Here is a 17,003-nt window from a genome sequence, read left to right as displayed (position 1 = left end):
CGACGGCGGACGGCCTCACTGCGAGCCCTGGCAGTCGCCGAGCATCTCCCAGACCGGCGCGCTCGTCGCGGGTTCGGTGCCCCGGGTCCACCACTTGGCACGCCAGAGCGTGCCCTCGAAGACGACCTCGTCGCCGTCGGTGTAGACGGTCGTGCCGTCCCAGCTCGGGATGCCGGAGCAGTCGGTGCTGGGGTCGTCGTCCTCGACCATCTCCCAGACGTTCGCCTCGCTGCTAGGTTCGGTGCCCTGGGTCCACCACTGGGCCTCCCAGACCTTGCCGTCGTACGTGACACGGTCGCCCTGGGTGTAGACCGTCTCGGGGTCCCACGCGGGGTACTCGCCACCACCGTCGTCGGAGACGGTGACGGTCTCGGTAGCCGTCGCGGTGTTCCCGTCGTCGTCGGTGACGGTGAGTTCGACGGTGTACTCGCCTGCGGCCCCGTAGGCGTGGCTGGCCGTGACGCCGGTCGCGGTGGCCCCGTCGCCGAACGCCCACTCGTAGCTCGCGATGGTCCCGTCGTCGCTGCTGCCGGACGCGTCGACCGACACGGTCTCGTCGACGGCCGGGTCGGTCGGTGAGACGGTCAAGGAGGCGGTCGGGTCACCGCCGCCACCGTCGCCGACGATGTTCGCCGCGTCCACGCGACCGTCGCCCTGCTTCTCCTCGCCCAGGCCGACGTCGACCGCAGTGTCCTGGAGCTGGCTCCGCAGTTCCTCGGCGGAGAGCCCGGGGTTCGCGGAGAGGCCGAGCGCCGCGACGCCGCTGGTCGCCGGACACGCCATCGAGGTGCCGGAGAGACGCTCGTACGACCCGCCGGGGACGGTCGAGAGCACGTCGACCCCCGGTGCGACCACGTCGAGGTCGGGCCCGTACTGGCTGAAGCTCGCCAGGTTCTCGTTCTGGTCGAGCGCGCCGACCGCGACGCACTCGCTGTATTTCGCCGGGTAGGCGACGCCGCGCTGACCGCTGTTCCCGGCGGCACAGATGGGCAGGGTCCCGTTGCTCAGCGCGTAGGAGACGGCGTCCTTGAGCGTCTGGCTGTAGCCGCCGCCCCCGAGGCTCATGTTGATGATGTCGGCCCCCTGGTCGGCAGCCCACTGGATGCCGTCCGCGATGTCGCTGAGCGACCCGCCGCCGCCCCCGCCGAGCACGCGGACGGAGAGCAGCGTACAGTCGGACATGCCGGCGACGCCCGTGCCGTTGTCGGTCGTCGCGGCGGCGATGCCGGAGACGTGGGTGCCGTGGTTCTCGCTCGCCGCGTTCGGGGCCGGGTCGCCGTCGTCGTCGACGAAGTCGCACCCGTCCTCGCTGCCGAAGCGGGCCGAGAGGTCCGGGTGGGTGTAGTCGGTCCCCTGGTCGACGACCGCGATGGTGACGCCCTCGCTGCCGAGGGTGGTGTCCCACGCCGACGGGGCGTTCACCTGCTGTGGCGCGTACTGCTGCCCGTACTGCGGGTCGTCCGGCGTCAAGAACGCGTGGTACGTCGCGTTCTCCTCCACGTACGCGACGCCCGACTGCGCGCGGATGCCGGACGCGGTGCTCGACTCGCTGCTGGCCTCGGACCCCGGGACCCGCACCGCGAGGTAGCCGAGCGTCTCGTTTCGGTGGACGACGCTCGTGTCGGACGGGGTGGCCGACTCGACGGTCGACGCGGCCGCCGAGACGCTGGCCGTCGGCTCGACGCCGACGAGGAGTTCGTCCTCCTTCGGCCCTGGCTGCCGGCCCGGGGTCGCACCGGCGACGCCGCCGATTCCCGCGGCAGCCCCGAGGGCACCGAGTGTTCTGAGGAAGCTACGCCTGTCTCTGTCGTAGGGTTCGTCTTCGGACATGCTGGTAATTGCGAACTGTGGTTGCTTTCGGTGGTTGTTCAGACCGTATACGACCAGCGCCCCGGACATCGCCCGTTACGGGAGCGACGGACGGGAGCGGGCCGCGATGTCATGCAGCGGTGCCGGGGTCAGAGGTGGTCGAGGACCGTGTCGAGCAGCACCTCGTTCTTGTCGCCGGAGAACGTCCAGAACATCATCCCGCCGAAGTCGTTCTCGACGGCGTAGTCCGTCTTGATGCCGACTGATTCGGGGTTGTCGTAGCTGACGAGGACGTCGTTCGACTCGGAGTAGATCCAGGGGACCTTCGCGGTGTCGTCCCAGTAGTACTCGTACTCGCCGCTGGGTTCGAGGTTCTGGTCGATGTCCCAGAACTCCATGATGCCGTTGTCCTGGCCCCAGGTGCCGTCGGGCGAGCCCTCGAAGGACTGGTAGAGCCCGCCGTTGTCGCTGCTGGCGACGTTCCCGAAGCTGCGCCCGTAGAACGGCAGCCCGAGCGAGAGCTGGTTATTGTCGAAGGCGGTGTCGGCCCAGAACGACATCGACGCGTCGATGTTGAAGTCGTCCGCGCGCGGCGACGGGTCGTTCTCCTTGTAGTACAGCGGGGCCTGGTGGTTCGTGTTGTCGTCGAACGCCCCGTGATAGTCGTAGGTCATCACGTTCAGGAAGTCGAGCGCCTGGGCGTTCGCGGCGTGGTCTAGCCCCTCGTTCTTGTTGGGGTCGGCCGACAGCGCGGTCGTCAGGAGGTACTCCTGTCCGTCCTCGTCCTCCGCCTCGTCGAGCTTCTGGCGGACCGTCTGGAGGAGCTCCGTGTACCGCTGCTTGTCGCCATCGCGGACGATGTTGCCGGACTTGCCGCCGCCGCCGGGGTACTCCCAGTCGATGTCCAGTCCGTCGAAGTCGTGCTCGCGCATAATCTCGACGGCCGTGTTCGCGAAGCGCTCGCGGCTCTCCTGGGTCTGGGCGGCGTTCGAGAAGTACTTCGAGTCGTTCCAGCCGCCGATGGAGAACAGGAACTGCGTGTCGGGGTCGTCGACGATTTCGTCGAAGCCGGTGTGGTCGTGCCAGGACTCCGGTTCGAGCACGCGCATCGCCGCGTTCTCGCTGATGTAGTTCACCGCCCCGTCCTGCTCGACGGTGAGGAAGGCGTAGTTGACGTGGGTGACCTTGTCCAGCGGGATGTCGCCGGGATAGTACTCCCGGTCCCACTGCGACCACTGCATGTAGTAGCCGACGACACGGTCCTCGGTCGGGGTGCCACCGTCGGCGACGATAGTGTCGGTCGCCGTGTCGCTCGTCCCGCTATCGTTCGTCACGGTCAGCTCGACGGTGTACTCGCCCGCCGTTGCAAACGTGTGCGAGACAACCTCGCCGGTGGCGGTCCCGCCGTCGCCGAAGCTCCACTCGTAGCTGCTGATGCTGCCCTCGGAGCCGCTGGCGTCGAAGTCAACCTCGGTACCCGGGTCGACGACCGCCTCGCTCGCGGTGAACGACGCCGTCGGGCCGGCCGGTTCGTCGGGGTCCTCGACGGGCTCGACCTGGGTCCAGACGTTGGCCTCGACGGTCGGCTCGTCGCCCCTCGTCCACCACTCGGCCTCCCAGATGTAGCCCTCGTAGGTCACCCGGTCGCCGCCCGTGTACGTGGCCTCGGCGCTCCATGCCGGCGGCAGCTCGCCGCCGCCACCGCCGCCGTCGACGGGCCCGATCTTCGTCCACACGTTCGCGCTCTCGCTCGGGGTCGTCCCCCGGGTCCACCACTCGGCCTCCCAGATGTAGCCGTCGTAGACGACCCGGTCACCGCCCGTGTACACCGTCTCCGAGTCCCACTCGGGCGGCGTGTCCCCCGCCGATGCTGCCGCGCTCGCGCCGACGACCGACGCGACGAGTGCCGATACGTTCCGTAGGTAGCTGCGTCTGTCCTGTGTCATGGGTTGGATGACGAGGCCACACTCGTCGCTTCCGCGACCGTGCCGTAGTGTGCGACCTCGGCAGTAGTTTACGGTGGCTATATTAAAAATCTATTCTAGCAAACTATATAATTCACATACGTAAATACTGCAAATAATATACCTGTCGCTCTCGCGGCGGCGGTCCGGCGAGCACGGATCGCCAGCGACACCGGAGCTAGTGGTGATGTGGATTGGTATGCGTTCACAGCCGACAAAAGTCTATCGGCGCCGGACGTGGCCGATGTCGAGCCGCCGAATTTCGTCATAGTGACGATCGGGCCGCGAGTCCCACCCGACCCATCCGGACGCGAACCGACCGGAAAACGGGGTGAAACCCACGACGTGGGTGTCGTGGAACGCATCTCGCCGGCAGGAGCCAGCGCGGTCGGTTGCGAACGCCACCCACTCCGGAATTTCGTAATGCGAAATCAGTGCGCGGGTCGACCGCACCATCTCCGTCCTGGGACAACCCACAATCGCCCGACGGACCGGCCAGACAGCGCCTGGCGAGCACCGCTCCGGGGGCTCGTGACCGACGCGCATCGACGACTCCCCCCCGGACCGTTTCGTCACGTGAACAGGTCCATCGATGGAGTACTCCGGCCGAGCCCAGTCATAACAAGAGTACTGCTGTTATTCTCCGCGTATGCGGGTGCCCGACCACGAACGTTTATATCCACCACGTTCGACGTGCGGAACATGGATTCGGTAGAGACTGCAGACCATGCGGTGTTCTCGGTGTCGAACGTCGGCGGCATCGACGACGCGACAGTCGAGCTCGAACGGGGCGTAACAGTCCTGTCCGGGCGGAACGCAACGAACAGGACGTCGTTCCTCCAGAGCGTCATGGCCGCCGTCGGTAGCGACGACGCCAGCCTCAAGCGCGACGCCGACGAGGGACGCGTCGATCTCGAACTGGGTGACGAGACGTACACGCGGACGCTCCGACGCACCGCCGGTGGGACCGTCACCACCGATGGCGACCCATTCACCGACGACCCAGAACTGGCCGAACTCTTCGCGTTCCTCCTCGAGGACAACGAGGCCCGACGGGCGGTCGCGACGCGTGGCGACCTCCGCGAACTGCTCATGCGCCCCATCGACACGACCGCCATCGAGCAGGAGATCGCCGACCTCGAACGGGAGAAGGCGGACCTCGACGAGCGCCTCGACGAACTGGACTCGCTGAAGGGAGAGCTCCCGGAACTCGAGGCCGAACGGACCCGCATCGAGGACGCCATCGACGAGAAGCGGGCCGAGCTGGCCGAGGTCGAGGGGCTCATCGAGGACGCCGACGCGAGCGTCGAGGCCAGCCAACGCGAGAAACAGGCTCTCGAGTCGAAGCTCTCGGCGCTCTCCGAGACGCGCTCGGAACTCGAGTCTGTCCGCGGCGACATCGAGTCCCAGAAGCGCAGCATCGAGTCGCTCCGGGCGGAGCGGAGCGATGTGGAGAACGAACTCGCGGAACTGCCCGAGACGCCGATGGGTAACAGCGCCGACCTCGAACGCGAGATAGACCGACTCCGGACCCGAAAGAACGAGCTGAACGCCCAGCTCTCCGAGCTCATGAGCATCGTCGAGTTCAACGAGGAGCTGCTCGACGGGGACACGAGCCTGCCCGACGACGTGGGCGGGGACGACGAGGACGGCGCGCTGACGGACCAGCTCGTCGACGACACCGTGACCTGCTGGACCTGCGGGACGCGCGTCGAGGCCGACCAGGTGGCGGCCACCGTGGCGGAGCTCCGTTCCGTCAGGCAGGACCGGCTCGACGACCTCGCCGACGTCGAGGACGAGATAGAGACGCTCCGCGAGGAGCAACGCGAGCTCGAACGGGCGCAGTCCAGCCGCGAGTCGGCCGAGTCCCGCCTCCGACGGGTCGAGGACGAGCTCGACCGACGCCGCGACGCCCTCGACGACCTCCAGGCGCGACGCCGCGAGCTGACCGAGGACATCGAGGCACTCGAGGCCGAGGTCGACGAGCAGCAGACCCGCGAGCACGGCGAGGTGCTCGACCGCCACCGCGAGGCGAACCAGCTGGAGTTCGAGATCGATGGACTCGAGGACGACCTCGCGGACGTGGAGGCGGAGATCGAGCGTATCGAATCCCGGCTCGACCGTGAGGCGGACCTCCAGGGGGAACGCGACGCGGTCGCCGACCAGCTCACCGACCTCCGGACCCGCGTCGAGCGCATCGAGCGCGACGCCGTCGAGGCGTTCAACGAGCACATGGAGACGGTGCTGGGCGTCCTCGACTACGACAACGTCGAACGGGTCTGGATCGAACGACGGGAGACCGACGGCGGCCGCGGGGGCGACGTCGAGTCGACGTTCGAGCTCCACATCGTCCGGAGCACCGCGAGCGGCACCACCTACGAGGACACGGTCGACCACCTGAGTGAGAGCGAGCGCGAGGTGACGGGGCTCGTGTTCGCGCTCGCGGGCTACCTCGTCCACGAGGTGTACGAGTCAGTCCCGTTCATGCTGCTGGACTCGCTGGAGGCCATCGACGCGGAGCGACTGACCGACCTCGTCGCGCACTTCGCCGACTACGCCGACTTCCTCGTCGTCGCGCTGTTGCCCGAAGACGCCGCCGCCCTCGACGACGACTACCGCTACGTCACCGAGATATAGCTACGAATCGCAGTCGCACCCGCCCGTCTCCAGCACCTCCGTCGCCTCGAACTGCGAGCCGCAGTCCTCGCAGTAGACGGTCACGTCGACGAACAGCCGGTACTCCCCGAGCGTGAGCCGGTCCGCCCGCCGGCCTCGGTCGAGCCGCTCCTCCGTGACCGAGGCGAGCCGCCCACGCAGCCGCTCGATGCTCTCGACGTCCTTCGCGCGCTGCTCCTCGGCCGACCGCCCCTCGTAGCTCGCCCCCCGTGCCTGGACGTAGGTCCGGATAGACTGGTACGAGACGAACTCGCCGCGCAGTTCGTCCACGTCGATGCCCCGGTCTGCGAGCTCGACCTCGACCTCCGTCCGCACCCCCGCGCTCGCGTCGTCGTCGGTCAGCGCCTCGTGGTAGCGCTCGACCTGCGTCGGCCCAACGTCCGGAAGCTCGGCCGCCAGCAGCCGTCGGTTGAACGCGTCGGCGAGCTGTCGCAAGCTCTTCCGTTCGTCGTCCGGGCGCGTCCACTCCTCGACCAGCCAGTCCCCGTCGAGGTCGTGCTCGTCGATCAATCGCGCGACCTTGCCGCGCCGGCTCCCGTCACCTGCCATGTCCCCGGATTGTCGGGCTATCGGGAAGTAGCTTGCGAAACGTAACATCAGTACGGACGTTAGGTTTGGGGATGGTCGGCCGGGCAGAGCACGCGCAGGAGCTATCAAAATATTACATATGAGTTATATTTCTGTACTAGCTTTGATTATAAATTATTTCTTGTAGTATTCTATAACGTGGTTATTCTGAGAATAAATACTGTTTTGCTAATTATATAGTCTGAATACGGCCTCAATATTTAAAATCTAATTTTTTCTTGTGAATTTTATTATCTAGTTCGTGTCATATTATCTGCTTAATAACCATAAATTTCCTTATCTTAAAGACAGACAGTACTGTCGAGCACCGCCGGTAGCGTCACCGGCCCGTGGCACCCGTCGAAAGGTGAACTCTCCCTGTGGGCGGACCGGACGGCTTAAGTTTTAGGTCGACCTAAAACTGGCTATGTGTCCCCCGATTCCCGTACAGCAGACGACCCGCCTTCACCGGAATCGACCCGCCGAACACCCGAAACTGGAACTCGAGGTGAGGATCAGATGAGTGACCGCCCGGCCCGAACCTACCGTACCGCGGGGCGCGCGTACCTCGTGGTCGATACACAGGCGTGCATCGCCGACCGGCGGGCGTTCGCCCGGTCGCGGTGTCGAGCAGACGGCGCGCCGGCGCTCGACGGTGTCCTGTTCTGTGCGCTGGAGGAGCGATACGACCCGCCACGCGTCGTGCTGACCGCCTACGGACCCGACGGGACGACCGAAGCGGTTCCCGCGAACGGAGCACTCTGTGCGGCACGGTGGGCGATGGACCGGGCCGGGACCGACGCGGTGATGCTCGACACGCTCGCGGGCACGCGGCGGGCGGAGAGCCACGGCCGGGAGGTGTCGGTGGAGGTCGGTGACAGGGTCGCTCTCCCGACCCACGCGACCGGACTCGCGGTGTCGCTCCCCGAGAGCCGGCCGCCCGTCGTCAGGGGTCCGGTGTCCGACGGGCGCGATGATAGTCCGTGGACTGCCGACTCGTCGTGTGACGACGGCGGTGGCGGCGAACCGGATGACTGGACGACGGACGGGGCCGCACAGACCACGGACCGGTGACCGCTACAGCCGTCGCATGACGCTCAGTCGTCCGCGGGGCCCGGCCGCGGCGCCTCCACCGCATCGACCTCGTCGAGGACGTTCGTCACCGAGCCGTGGACCGACGCGTGCGGCCGGCCGGGCGCGTCGTCGTAGCCGTAATCGAAGATGCGGTTCCGGTTCAGTGCGAGCTTGAAGAACTTCGGCTGGAACATGTCGAACAGCTCGAACCGGTCCTCGAGCTCGGGGAACCGCGCCTGGTAGTCGAGGACGGCCCGACGGGCGTGCCCCCAGAACCGCTCCTCGGGGTACCCCTCGCGCTCGACGAGGACGTCGGCGACGTACCGGAGGACGCAGACGAACAGCCCCCCGAAGATGAACTGACAGAGCCCCTCCGGTGGCTCCTTCCTGAGGACGTCGTCCATCCCGGCGGTCAGCCGGTCGAGCTCGGGGAGTGGCTGGTCGCTCACGTTCACGTCGTCGACGAAGTCCTTGACCGCCAGCCGCGAGGGACGGCCGTCCGAGACGACCAGCATCGCGTTCTGCCCGTGCGGCGAGAACACCGTCCCGTACTTGTAGAGGAAGTGCAGCAGCGGCGGGAGCACCGTGTCGAAGAACTCGGCGAGCCACTCGTCGAGGGTGAGACCGGAGGCCTCCACCAGCCGCGAGAGGTAGGGGACGCCCTCGCCGTCGACGTGCATGAGCGCCGAGAGCGTGACCACCTGCTCGTCGTCGTCGAGGAACGTGTAGACGGACTCGCGCCAGACCGCGCCGAGGAGCTCGTGGTACTGGTACGGCGAGTCGTCGACCGCGGTGAAGTCGCCGTGGTCGTAGTGGACGCCGGCTATCTCCCCGGGGAGGACGACACCCTGCTCCTGCAGGAACGCGTCGTCCTCGTAGATGTCGGTGATGTACTCGGTGACCGTCGGCGCGAGCTTCGTCCGCTCGCCGGGGAGCCCGCGCCAGACGAGCGTGTTGAGGATGCGCATCGGCACCTTCACGTGGTGCTTCTCGTCGTGGTCGACGTTGACGAACGTCCGCACCGACTGCTGGGGGAGGTACTCGTCGGGCCCCTCGCCCAGCGGGACGACGTCGTCGGCGGCGATGTCGCCGGCGAACAGCGGCACGACGCTGTTGGACCACTGCCAGTCGTGGACGGGCAGGAAGTAGTAGTCGTCGGGGTCCAGCCCCTTCGTCGCGAGCCGGTCACGGAAGCGGCCGTAGTGGTCGCCGAGCTCGCCGCGGACGAGCGACTCGTGGTCGTGGTCGTCGGTCGCGACGAACGTCGCCCGCTCGCGGCTGACGGCGGCCCACGAGAGCGTCACGGGCTGTTTCAGCTCGGGGGCGTACTGCCGGTAGTCGTCGTAGCCCCACCCGAGCCGGCCCTTGTTGTAGGTGATCCACGGATGACCGTCCATCTCGCCCTCGAGGTGCGCGTAGTCGAGTTCGGTCGGGTCGAAGCCGTCGCGCTCGCGCCGCCGGGCCTCAATGTGAGCGTCGGCGAGCAGCGTCCGTCTGTACTCGCGGACGAGGTTCCCCTCGGTCAGCCCGTCGAGGTCGTCGGTCGAGGCGCCGAGGTCCCGCAGCAGCCGGAGCGGGTCCTCGACCGGCCGCCAGCCGTCGTCGCTCCGTCGCTCGACGGTCCCCTCGTGCACCGACAGGGTGTCGAGCAGCCGCTCGCTCGCGGCGAAGCGGTAGGCGGCGTCGCCCAGCTCGAAGCGATAGCGTCCCCAGTCGTCGTGGTCGGCACGGCTCGTGTCGGCGTGCACGTCGTCGGCCCTCCCGTCGGCCACGGGCTCGGGGACGACGATCGTCTCGTAGGCGAACTCCTCCACCATCTTCGTCAGGAGGCGGCGCTCGACGGTCTCCCATATCTCGGGGCGCAGTGCGTCGTCTCGGAGCGTGTCGTTCGGGTTCATCTGTCGTCGGAGGTAGCTGCGGTGGTCGGTTCGCCCGCGCGCTGGCGGGTCGCGCCCGGGGCGTGCTCAACGAACTGTTCGACCGAGAAGTCCTGGTAGACCGTGTCGCTGTCCTCGGGGTAGCGCTCGCGACCGAGGAGCCGGTTGACGAACCGGGCGTTCCGGTCCGGCCCCAGCCCGAGGTCCGGGACGCCGACGCCGTGCGTGTGGACCTCCGCGTTCTGGAGGAACACGTCGCCGGGGTGGTCGATCGCCAGTCGGTGGTCGGCGGTGACCGCGAACCGCCCCCGCTCGTCCCAGTGGATCGCCTCCTCGAGCGGCTCGAGGAATCCCGGGACGGGTCGCTCGTAGCCGGTCCCGAGGACGACCACCTCGCTCTCGTGGACGAACGACTCCTCGGCCTGCCACTGGTGGCAGTCGAGCGCGTAGCCCTGGCCGGTCGCCACGATGTCCCGGACCTCGGTCATGGCGAACAGCCCGACGTCGGGCGCGCGGTCGCCGACCGACCGCCGGTAGAGCAGGTCGTAGATGGCGGCGCTCGTGTCCGGGTCGACGCCCTTGTACAGCAGGTCCTGGTCCGGGATGAGGTCGTCGCGCACGTCCTGGGGCAGGTCGTAGACGTACTGCTCGTACTCCGGCGCGAAGTGCTGGAGGCCGAGCTTCGAGTACTCCATCGGGAAGAAGCCGTCCGACCGGGTGAGCCAGTCGAGCCGGTAGCCGTGGTCGGGCTGGCGCTCCAGCAGGTCGTGGAACACCTCGGCCGCGCTCTGGCCCGAGCCGACGACCGTGACAGAGTCGGCGTCGAGCGCGCCCGCCCGCTCGTACCGGTACCGGGCGGTGTGGAACACCTCGTCGGTGGGGTGGCCCTGCAGCGACTCGGGGACCTGCGGACGGGAACCGACGCCGAGTGCGAGGTGCTCGCCGCGGTACTCGAACTCCTCGCCGGTCTCGGGGTGGTGCGCGCTCACGAGGTAGTGCCCCTCGTCGGCGGTGCCGTCGGGGTCGTCGCCAGCCCCGTGCCCCCCCGGCGCGACCCACTGCACGGAGGTCACCTCCCGGTCGAAGCGGGGGCTGTCGAGGCGCTCGGCCACCCAGCGCAGGTAGTCGTCGTACTCCCGCCGCGGGGTCTGGAACGTCTCGTAGAAGTAGAACTCGTAGATACGGCCCGTCTCGCGCAGGTAGTTGAGGTAGCTGTGGGGGTTCGTCGGGTCGACGAGCGTCACGAGGTCCGCGAGGAAGGGCACCTCGAGCGTCGTCCCCGCGAGCAGCATGCCCTCGTGCCAGTGGAACTCGGCGTCGCGCTCGCAGAACACGGCGTCGACGTCCGCGTCCACACCGTCGAGCAGCGCGGCGAGCCCGAGGTTGAACGGGCCGACGCCGACGCCGACGACGTCGTGGACCCGCTGGTCGTCGGTGCTGGCGGAGGACGCCGCATCGGTTCCCGTCGCGGCGTGGTCCGTCGTCTCAGTCATCGCTCCCTCCGCGTGCGAGCGTGGCGGGCGAGCTCGCGAGCAGCGCGTCCTCGAACGCCTCCCGCTCGCAGACCATCAGCAGCGCGTCCTTCTCGGCCTCCTCGAAGTGGAACTCCTTGCGTGGCTCGAAGCCGCACTGTCGGAGGACGTGGATGACCACGTCGTTGCGGGCGTCGGGTTCGACCACGGCGCGCTCGGTCTCCGGGTGGGAGAACTGCATGATGCCCAGCGCCCGGATGAGCGCCGTCGCGTAGCCCCGGTCGAGGTACTCGGGTGGGCCCACGAGCAGATGTGCGCCCTGGTCGGCCGGGTCGGCGTCGTAGTGGTTCGCGAGGTCGTCCGCTGCGGCCCAGTACACCTCCCAGTAGCTCATCGGGACGTGGTCGACGTAGCCGATGTACGGCGTCATGTGGTCGTCGGCCAGCTTCTCCGCGAGCCGGTCGCGGAACTCCGGCAGCGGCAGGTCGAGCTGCCAGAACGGCTTCACGTGGTCGTAGCCGAGCCACGCGTGGAGCCGCCCGAGGTCCCGCTCCATCGAGGCCGGCCGGAACGATACCGTCCGTTCGATGTCGCGGTCGTACCGCTGGAACACGTAGTTCGACCGGATCGTCTCGTCCGGGCCCGGTGCGTACGCCAGGTCGTCGGGGTCGGATGCCGTCATCTGTCGAGTTCGGTGACGAGGGGGTTGGTCACGTTCTTGTACACGGACTGGTTCTCGATGTCGTTCTCCAGCTCGTCCATCCCGCGGAACCGCGTGAGCAGGTTCGCCTTGCAGGGCACGGTCGCGGAGTCGAGGAACAGGTCGAGCACGTTCGACGCCGCGTGGTCGTACCGGTCGCGGGCGCGTTCGAGCTCGTCCCGGAGCGCCCCGAGCAGGCGTCGCTCGTCGACGACGCCGGCACAGCCGAGGGCGTTGACGACGCCGAGAGCGTTGTTCTGGAGGACGTAGTAGCCCATCGCGATGTCGGTGAGGAGGTCGGGTTCGACGGTGCCCAGCCGGTCGCCGACGCCGGGCAGGTACCGCTCGACGTCGGCCGCCTTCGACTCGGGGAGGTAGAACCCCTGGTTGTCGCGGTAGCGGAACGTCTCCGGATAGCCGTCGTCGTCGAGCGTGAGCACCGCGTTCTGCTGGTGGGCCTCGACGCCGAGACCGCGGTCGAGGTAGAGCCAGAGGACTGGCCGCACCGACCGCTCCAGATACCGGCGGTACCAGTCGAGCGCGACGTCGGCGGTGCTCCGGCCCTCCCGCTCGGCGATGGTCCCGACGAGCCGCCCGATGCGTGACTCGCCGGCGATGGCGTCCTGGCAGAGCGAGACGACCGGCGTCGCGTTCGTGGTGCCCTCGCCGCCGAAGGGGTTCGCCCGCAGCACCGTCTCCAGCCCGGACTCGGGGCCCTCGCCGACATCGAGTGCGAGGTACGCCGGGTCCCGGACGACGTCGAAGTCGGGGAAGCGCTCGGCGAGCGCGTCGCCCAGCTCGGTGTCGAGGAGCTCGGCGACGGCGACGCCGCGTTCGAGCTCCCGGCGCTTGTTCGTCCGCACGGAGTTGGTGATGCGCACCGAGAGCGACGACTTCACCATGAACGGCGCTGCCGGGCTGTACAGCGTCCTGACCGAGGTGGTCGGGTGGAACGTCTGGCCGACCTGCCCGAGGTGCTCGAGCCCGTCGCCCAGGTGGCGCGCGACGTGTGGCTGGTCGCGGAGGTAGTCCGCCTGCCACGGGTGGACCGGCAGCAGCACGTCGTCGCTCTCGACGTGCGTCTCCACGAAGTCGGTCGTGACGGCGGGGTCCTCGCGGAGCGCGCTCTTCACCCACTCGGCGGCGGACGTGTCCAGGGCGGACGCCGTCGCCACCAGCTCGGGGTCGGCCCGCACGTACGACAGCGGGAACGACCCGCGGAGCTCCGGCGCGTACGTCGCCCGGTTCCGCTCGGCGATGCCCGCCCGGCTCTTCGGGGTCGGGTGCCGATGGTGGCCGAAGACCAGCGCCTGCTCGGCGTCCCGGAACGACAGCCGCTCGGCGTACAGCCGGTCGTCGTCGCCCGCCCGTGCGTCGACGAACGACGCGACGGCGCGCTTGCTCCGGAGGACTCGTTCGAGCAGCTCCTCGGGGACCGCGTCGCCGTCCTCGGTACGGCTGAGGTCCCGCACGACGAGCGCGGCGAGCGTGGCCGCGTCCGCGGGGTGGACCGAGCCGTCCGGGAGCCGGTACCGGACCGGCGTCTCGAACAGGTGGCGCTCGGTCGGCGAGCGGTACGCCAGCGGGGCGAGCAGGTCGATGCCCTGGGCGGGCAGCGTCGTGCGGGCGAGCCCGTCGGCACCGGGGTCGACGCCGCCGACGGCCTCGTCGACGACCTCGTACGCCCCGGTCTCGCGGAGGTAGCTGTTGAGGAACGCGTGGACGGCCGCATCGTCGGCCCGGGCGTCGGGGTCGACGTCGGCCGTCGCTTCCGCCTCGACGCCGAGGCTCATGCCGACACCTCCCCGGCGAGGGCGTCGGCGCCACACTCGCGCAGCACGTCGAGGGTCGCGGCGAGGTCCTCGACGGTGCAGGTCGGGTTGAGCAGCGTCCACTTCAGGCTCTGGACGCCGTCGACCTCGGTCCGGGCGACGAGCGCGCGCCCGTCCTCGAGGAGTCGTTCCCGGACCGCCGCGTTCAGCCGGCCGACGGCCGCGTCCGCCATCCCCTCGCGGGGGCGGTACCGGAACACGAGTGCGTTCAGCGTCGGGTCGTGCAGCCGCTCGAAGTCCTCGGCCGCGTCGAGGAGCGCAGCCGCCTCGTCGGCCAGTTCGAGCGTCCGCCCGACGAGGGTGGCCATCCCCTCGCGGCCGAGGGCGCGGAACGCGAGGTACGGCTTCAGCGCGTCGAACCGCCGCGTCGTCTGCGTCGACTTGGCGACGAGGTTGGGCACGCCGCCGTCGTCGTGGGCCTCGGGGTTGAGGTAGGCCGCGTTCCGGGCCATCCACTCGAAGTCGTCCCCGTCGCGCAGCAGGAACGCCCCGCAGCTGATGGGCTGGTAGAACAGCTTGTGGAAGTCGACGGCGATGGAGTCCGCCCACTCGATGCCGTCGAGCAGCGACGCGTACTCGTCGGTGAGCGCGACCGCACCGCCGTAGGCCGCATCGACGTGGAACCAGCAGTCGTGGGCGGCGGCCCGCTCGGCCAGCGCGTCGAGCGGGTCGATGCTGCCGAAGTCGGTCGTCCCGGCGGTCCCGACGACCGCGAACGGCTGGCGGGACATGGCCTCGAGGTCGGCGAGCGTCGCCGCGAGCGCGTCCGGGTCCATCCGCTGCCGGTCGTCCGTCGGCACCGTGACGACCGCGTCCTCGCCGAGCCCGAGGTGGTGAGCGGCCTGCTGTGCGGTGAAGTGGGCCGCCTCGGAGCAGACGACACGGAGCGCGTCGGCCTCGGCGGGCAGCCCCGCACTCTGGACGTTCCGCCCGAAGACCCGGGCGCAGTAGCGGTCGCGGGCGAGCAGGAGCGCCTGCAGGTTCGACTGCGTCCCGCCGCTGGTGAACACGCCATCGCCCTCCTCCGGGAGCCCGAACAGGTCACAGAGGGCGTCGACGACCCGCTCCTCGAGGACGGTCGCCGCGGGTGCCTGGTCGAACGAGTCGAGCGACTGGTTCGTCGCCGTCAGCAGCGCCTCCGCTGCCAGCCCGGGCACCATGGGCGGACACTGGAGGTGTGCGGCACAGCGCGGGTGCGACGTGGCGACGGAGTGCGGCAGCACGGCCGCGGTCACGTCGTCGATGGCGTCCGGGAGCCCGACGCCCTCCTCGGGGAGGACCGGCTCCGCGACGGCGTCGGCCAGCTCGGCCGGCGACAGGCCGGAGTACGGCCGCTCGCGGTCGGCCACCTGCGCCAGCACCGCCTCTGTCGTCCGCTGCATCGCCGCCCGGTACGCCTCGTCACCCCCGCGTGAGCCGAGGAACGTGTCGTCGACGGTCACGCCGCCACCCCCGGCTGGTCGGCCGCACCGACGACGGCCTCGACGGCCGCGTCGAAGATGCTCGCGACCTCGTCGACCTCGACAGCGGAGATGGTCAGCGGCGGGAGGAACCGGACCGTCGCGCTGTCGCGTCCGCCCAGTTCGACGATCAGCCCGCGGTCGAAGCACGCCGCCTGAACGGCCTCGGCACGGTCGCCGTCGGGTGCGTGCGGCCCGGCCCCCTGCCAGTCCGCGTCGGGGTCGACGAACTCGACGCCGAGCAGGAGCCCCCGACCGCGCACGTCGCCGATCGCGTCGACGCCCGCGGCGGTCTCCGTGAGCGCCGTGCGGAGCCGGTCGCCCATCTCGGCCGCGTGGTCGGCGATGTCGTGTTCGATCACGTAGTCGATGGTCGCCTCGCCCGCCGCCATGGCGAGCTGGTTCCCGCGGAAGGTCCCCGCGTGGGCGCCGGGCTCCCAGACGTCCAGTGCCTCGTCGTAGACCACGACCGCGAGGGGGAGCCCGCCACCGATGGCCTTCGAGAGCGTGACGACGTCCGGCGTGATGCCCGCGTGCTCGAACGCGTAGGTCGCGCCGGTCCGGCCGAGGCCGGCCTGTATCTCGTCGACGACGAGCGGGACGTCCCGCTCCCGCGTGATGCGCCGTATCTCGCGGAGCCACGGGTCCGGCGCGGGGACGGCACCGCCCTCGCCCTGGACGGGTTCGAGTATCACCCCGGCCGGGTCGGTGATGCCGCTCTCGGCGTCGTCCAGCAGGTTCTCGACGTACTCGCTGGCGACCTCGTGACCGGCGTCGCCCCCGATACCGAACGGGCACCGGTACTCGTACGGGAACGGCAGGTGGTGGACGTCGTGCTGCGTTCCCCCCACGGAGGACTTGACCTCGGTGTCGCCCATCAGCGCGAGCGACCCGTCGGTCATCCCGTGGTAGGCTCCCTGGAACCCGAGGATGCTCCGGTTCCCCGTGGCGGTGCGGACGAGCTTGAGCGCGGCCTCGACGGCGTCGGTGCCGGCGGGGCTGCAGAACTGGACCCTCGCTCGCTCCGCGAACTCGTCCGGCAGGCTCGCGAGCAGCGAGTCGACGAACCGCTCCTTCGCCGGCGTCGAGATGTCGAGCGTGTGGAGGGGCCGGTCCGCGTCGAGCACTCGCTCTACGGCCTCGACGACGCGCGGGTGGTTGTGCCCGAGCGCGAGCGTGCCCGCACCCGCGAGGCAGTCGTAGTACTCGGTGCCGTCCATGTCCGTGACGACCGTACCCTGTGCCTCGCGGATGGCCAGCGGGAGGTGCCGCGGGTACGACCGCGCGCTCGACTCGCGGTCGGCCTGCTGTGCCAGTATCGCGTCGTTCCCCTGCTGCTGGTAGCTCACGCGTCCGTTCCTCCGCGGTTTCCCGCATCGTCTCTGTGCCGAATTACCTTTGGTAGTTCCATATCTCGCATCAGATTTTAGGCTAGCCTAAACAGGTATAAGTGCTGTGGTTTTTAGGCTTGCCTAAAGAACTGATGACATTTTGCAGTAACATATTTCGGTTGCGCTCTTGCCAGCAGTACGCCGGCTTGCGACCGACTCGGCCGGAAACTACTACTCATCA

At 69.0% G+C, this 17,003-nt stretch carries 11 protein-coding genes; 2 read left to right on the top strand and 9 right to left on the bottom strand.

Features of this window, described 5'->3' with window-relative positions:
• Positions 1-15 precede the first annotated feature (15 nt).
• Both BLT27_RS05555 and BLT27_RS05550 read right to left on the bottom strand, forming a co-directional pair.
• Entirely contained in the window at positions 16-1,830 is a 1,815-nt protein-coding gene (locus BLT27_RS05555; RefSeq protein WP_089732051.1) for a S8 family serine peptidase, read from the bottom strand.
• 128 nt (positions 1,831-1,958) lie between these two features.
• Positions 1,959-3,755 (bottom strand): glycosyl hydrolase family 18 protein, encoded by a 1,797-nt coding sequence (locus BLT27_RS05550; protein ID WP_089732050.1) that lies wholly within the window; start codon positions 3,753-3,755, stop codon positions 1,959-1,961.
• Between the two features lie 720 nt (positions 3,756-4,475).
• On the opposite strand from BLT27_RS05550, the gene BLT27_RS05545 reads away from it, so the two are divergent.
• A complete protein-coding gene (locus BLT27_RS05545; RefSeq protein WP_089732049.1) occupies positions 4,476-6,410 on the top strand; it encodes an archaea-specific SMC-related protein in 1,935 nt (644 codons plus the stop codon).
• Here the strand turns inward: BLT27_RS05545 and rdfA are convergent, their stop codons facing one another.
• The gene (gene rdfA / locus BLT27_RS05540) at positions 6,411-6,998 is read right to left on the bottom strand and encodes a rod-determining factor RdfA (RefSeq protein WP_089732048.1); all 588 of its coding nucleotides are present in this window, start codon (positions 6,996-6,998) and stop codon (positions 6,411-6,413) included. It abuts the gene before it with no gap.
• Positions 6,999-7,535: 537 nt separating this feature from the next.
• On the opposite strand from rdfA, the gene BLT27_RS05535 reads away from it, so the two are divergent.
• On the top strand, positions 7,536-8,090 hold the full coding sequence (locus BLT27_RS05535) for a diaminopimelate epimerase (protein ID WP_089732047.1): 555 nt from the start codon (positions 7,536-7,538) through the stop codon (positions 8,088-8,090).
• 23 nt (positions 8,091-8,113) lie between these two features.
• Here BLT27_RS05535 and BLT27_RS05530 read toward each other — a convergent pair whose 3' ends face one another.
• The 6 genes from BLT27_RS05530 to BLT27_RS05505 are packed head-to-tail and all read right to left on the bottom strand — an operon-like array spanning position 8,114 to position 16,780.
• Positions 8,114-9,988, bottom strand: a complete 1,875-nt coding sequence (locus tag BLT27_RS05530) for an IucA/IucC family protein (protein ID WP_089732046.1) — start codon at positions 9,986-9,988, stop codon at positions 8,114-8,116.
• Positions 9,985-11,460 carry a lysine N(6)-hydroxylase/L-ornithine N(5)-oxygenase family protein gene (locus BLT27_RS05525; RefSeq protein WP_089732045.1) on the bottom strand — a complete coding sequence of 492 codons (1,476 nt, stop codon included), beginning with the start codon at positions 11,458-11,460 and terminating at the stop codon, positions 9,985-9,987. Before BLT27_RS05525 ends, BLT27_RS05530 begins: the two co-directional genes overlap by 4 nt.
• On the bottom strand, positions 11,453-12,121 hold the full coding sequence (locus BLT27_RS05520; RefSeq protein WP_089732044.1) for a GNAT family N-acetyltransferase: 669 nt from the start codon (positions 12,119-12,121) through the stop codon (positions 11,453-11,455). The genes BLT27_RS05525 and BLT27_RS05520 overlap by 8 nt, the downstream gene beginning before the upstream one ends.
• Positions 12,118-13,932: an IucA/IucC family protein gene (locus BLT27_RS05515; RefSeq protein ID WP_089732043.1), complete on the bottom strand. Its 1,815-nt coding sequence runs from the start codon at positions 13,930-13,932 to the stop codon at positions 12,118-12,120. Before BLT27_RS05515 ends, BLT27_RS05520 begins: the two co-directional genes overlap by 4 nt.
• A complete protein-coding gene (locus BLT27_RS05510; protein WP_089732200.1) occupies positions 13,929-15,353 on the bottom strand; it encodes a pyridoxal phosphate-dependent decarboxylase family protein in 1,425 nt (474 codons plus the stop codon). Before BLT27_RS05510 ends, BLT27_RS05515 begins: the two co-directional genes overlap by 4 nt.
• A 56-nt stretch (positions 15,354-15,409) precedes the next feature.
• Complete coding sequence (locus BLT27_RS05505) at positions 15,410-16,780, bottom strand: diaminobutyrate--2-oxoglutarate transaminase (RefSeq protein WP_089732042.1); 1,371 nt, start codon at positions 16,778-16,780, stop codon at positions 15,410-15,412.
• Positions 16,781-17,003: the final 223 nt, after the last annotated feature.

It is taken from the genome of Haloarchaeobius iranensis (assembly GCF_900103505.1).
Taxonomy (GTDB): Archaea; Halobacteriota; Halobacteria; order Halobacteriales; family Natrialbaceae; genus Haloarchaeobius; species Haloarchaeobius iranensis.
The sequence above is the reverse complement of the archived record's forward strand: the minus strand, read 5'-3'. Positions and strand labels throughout refer to the sequence as shown.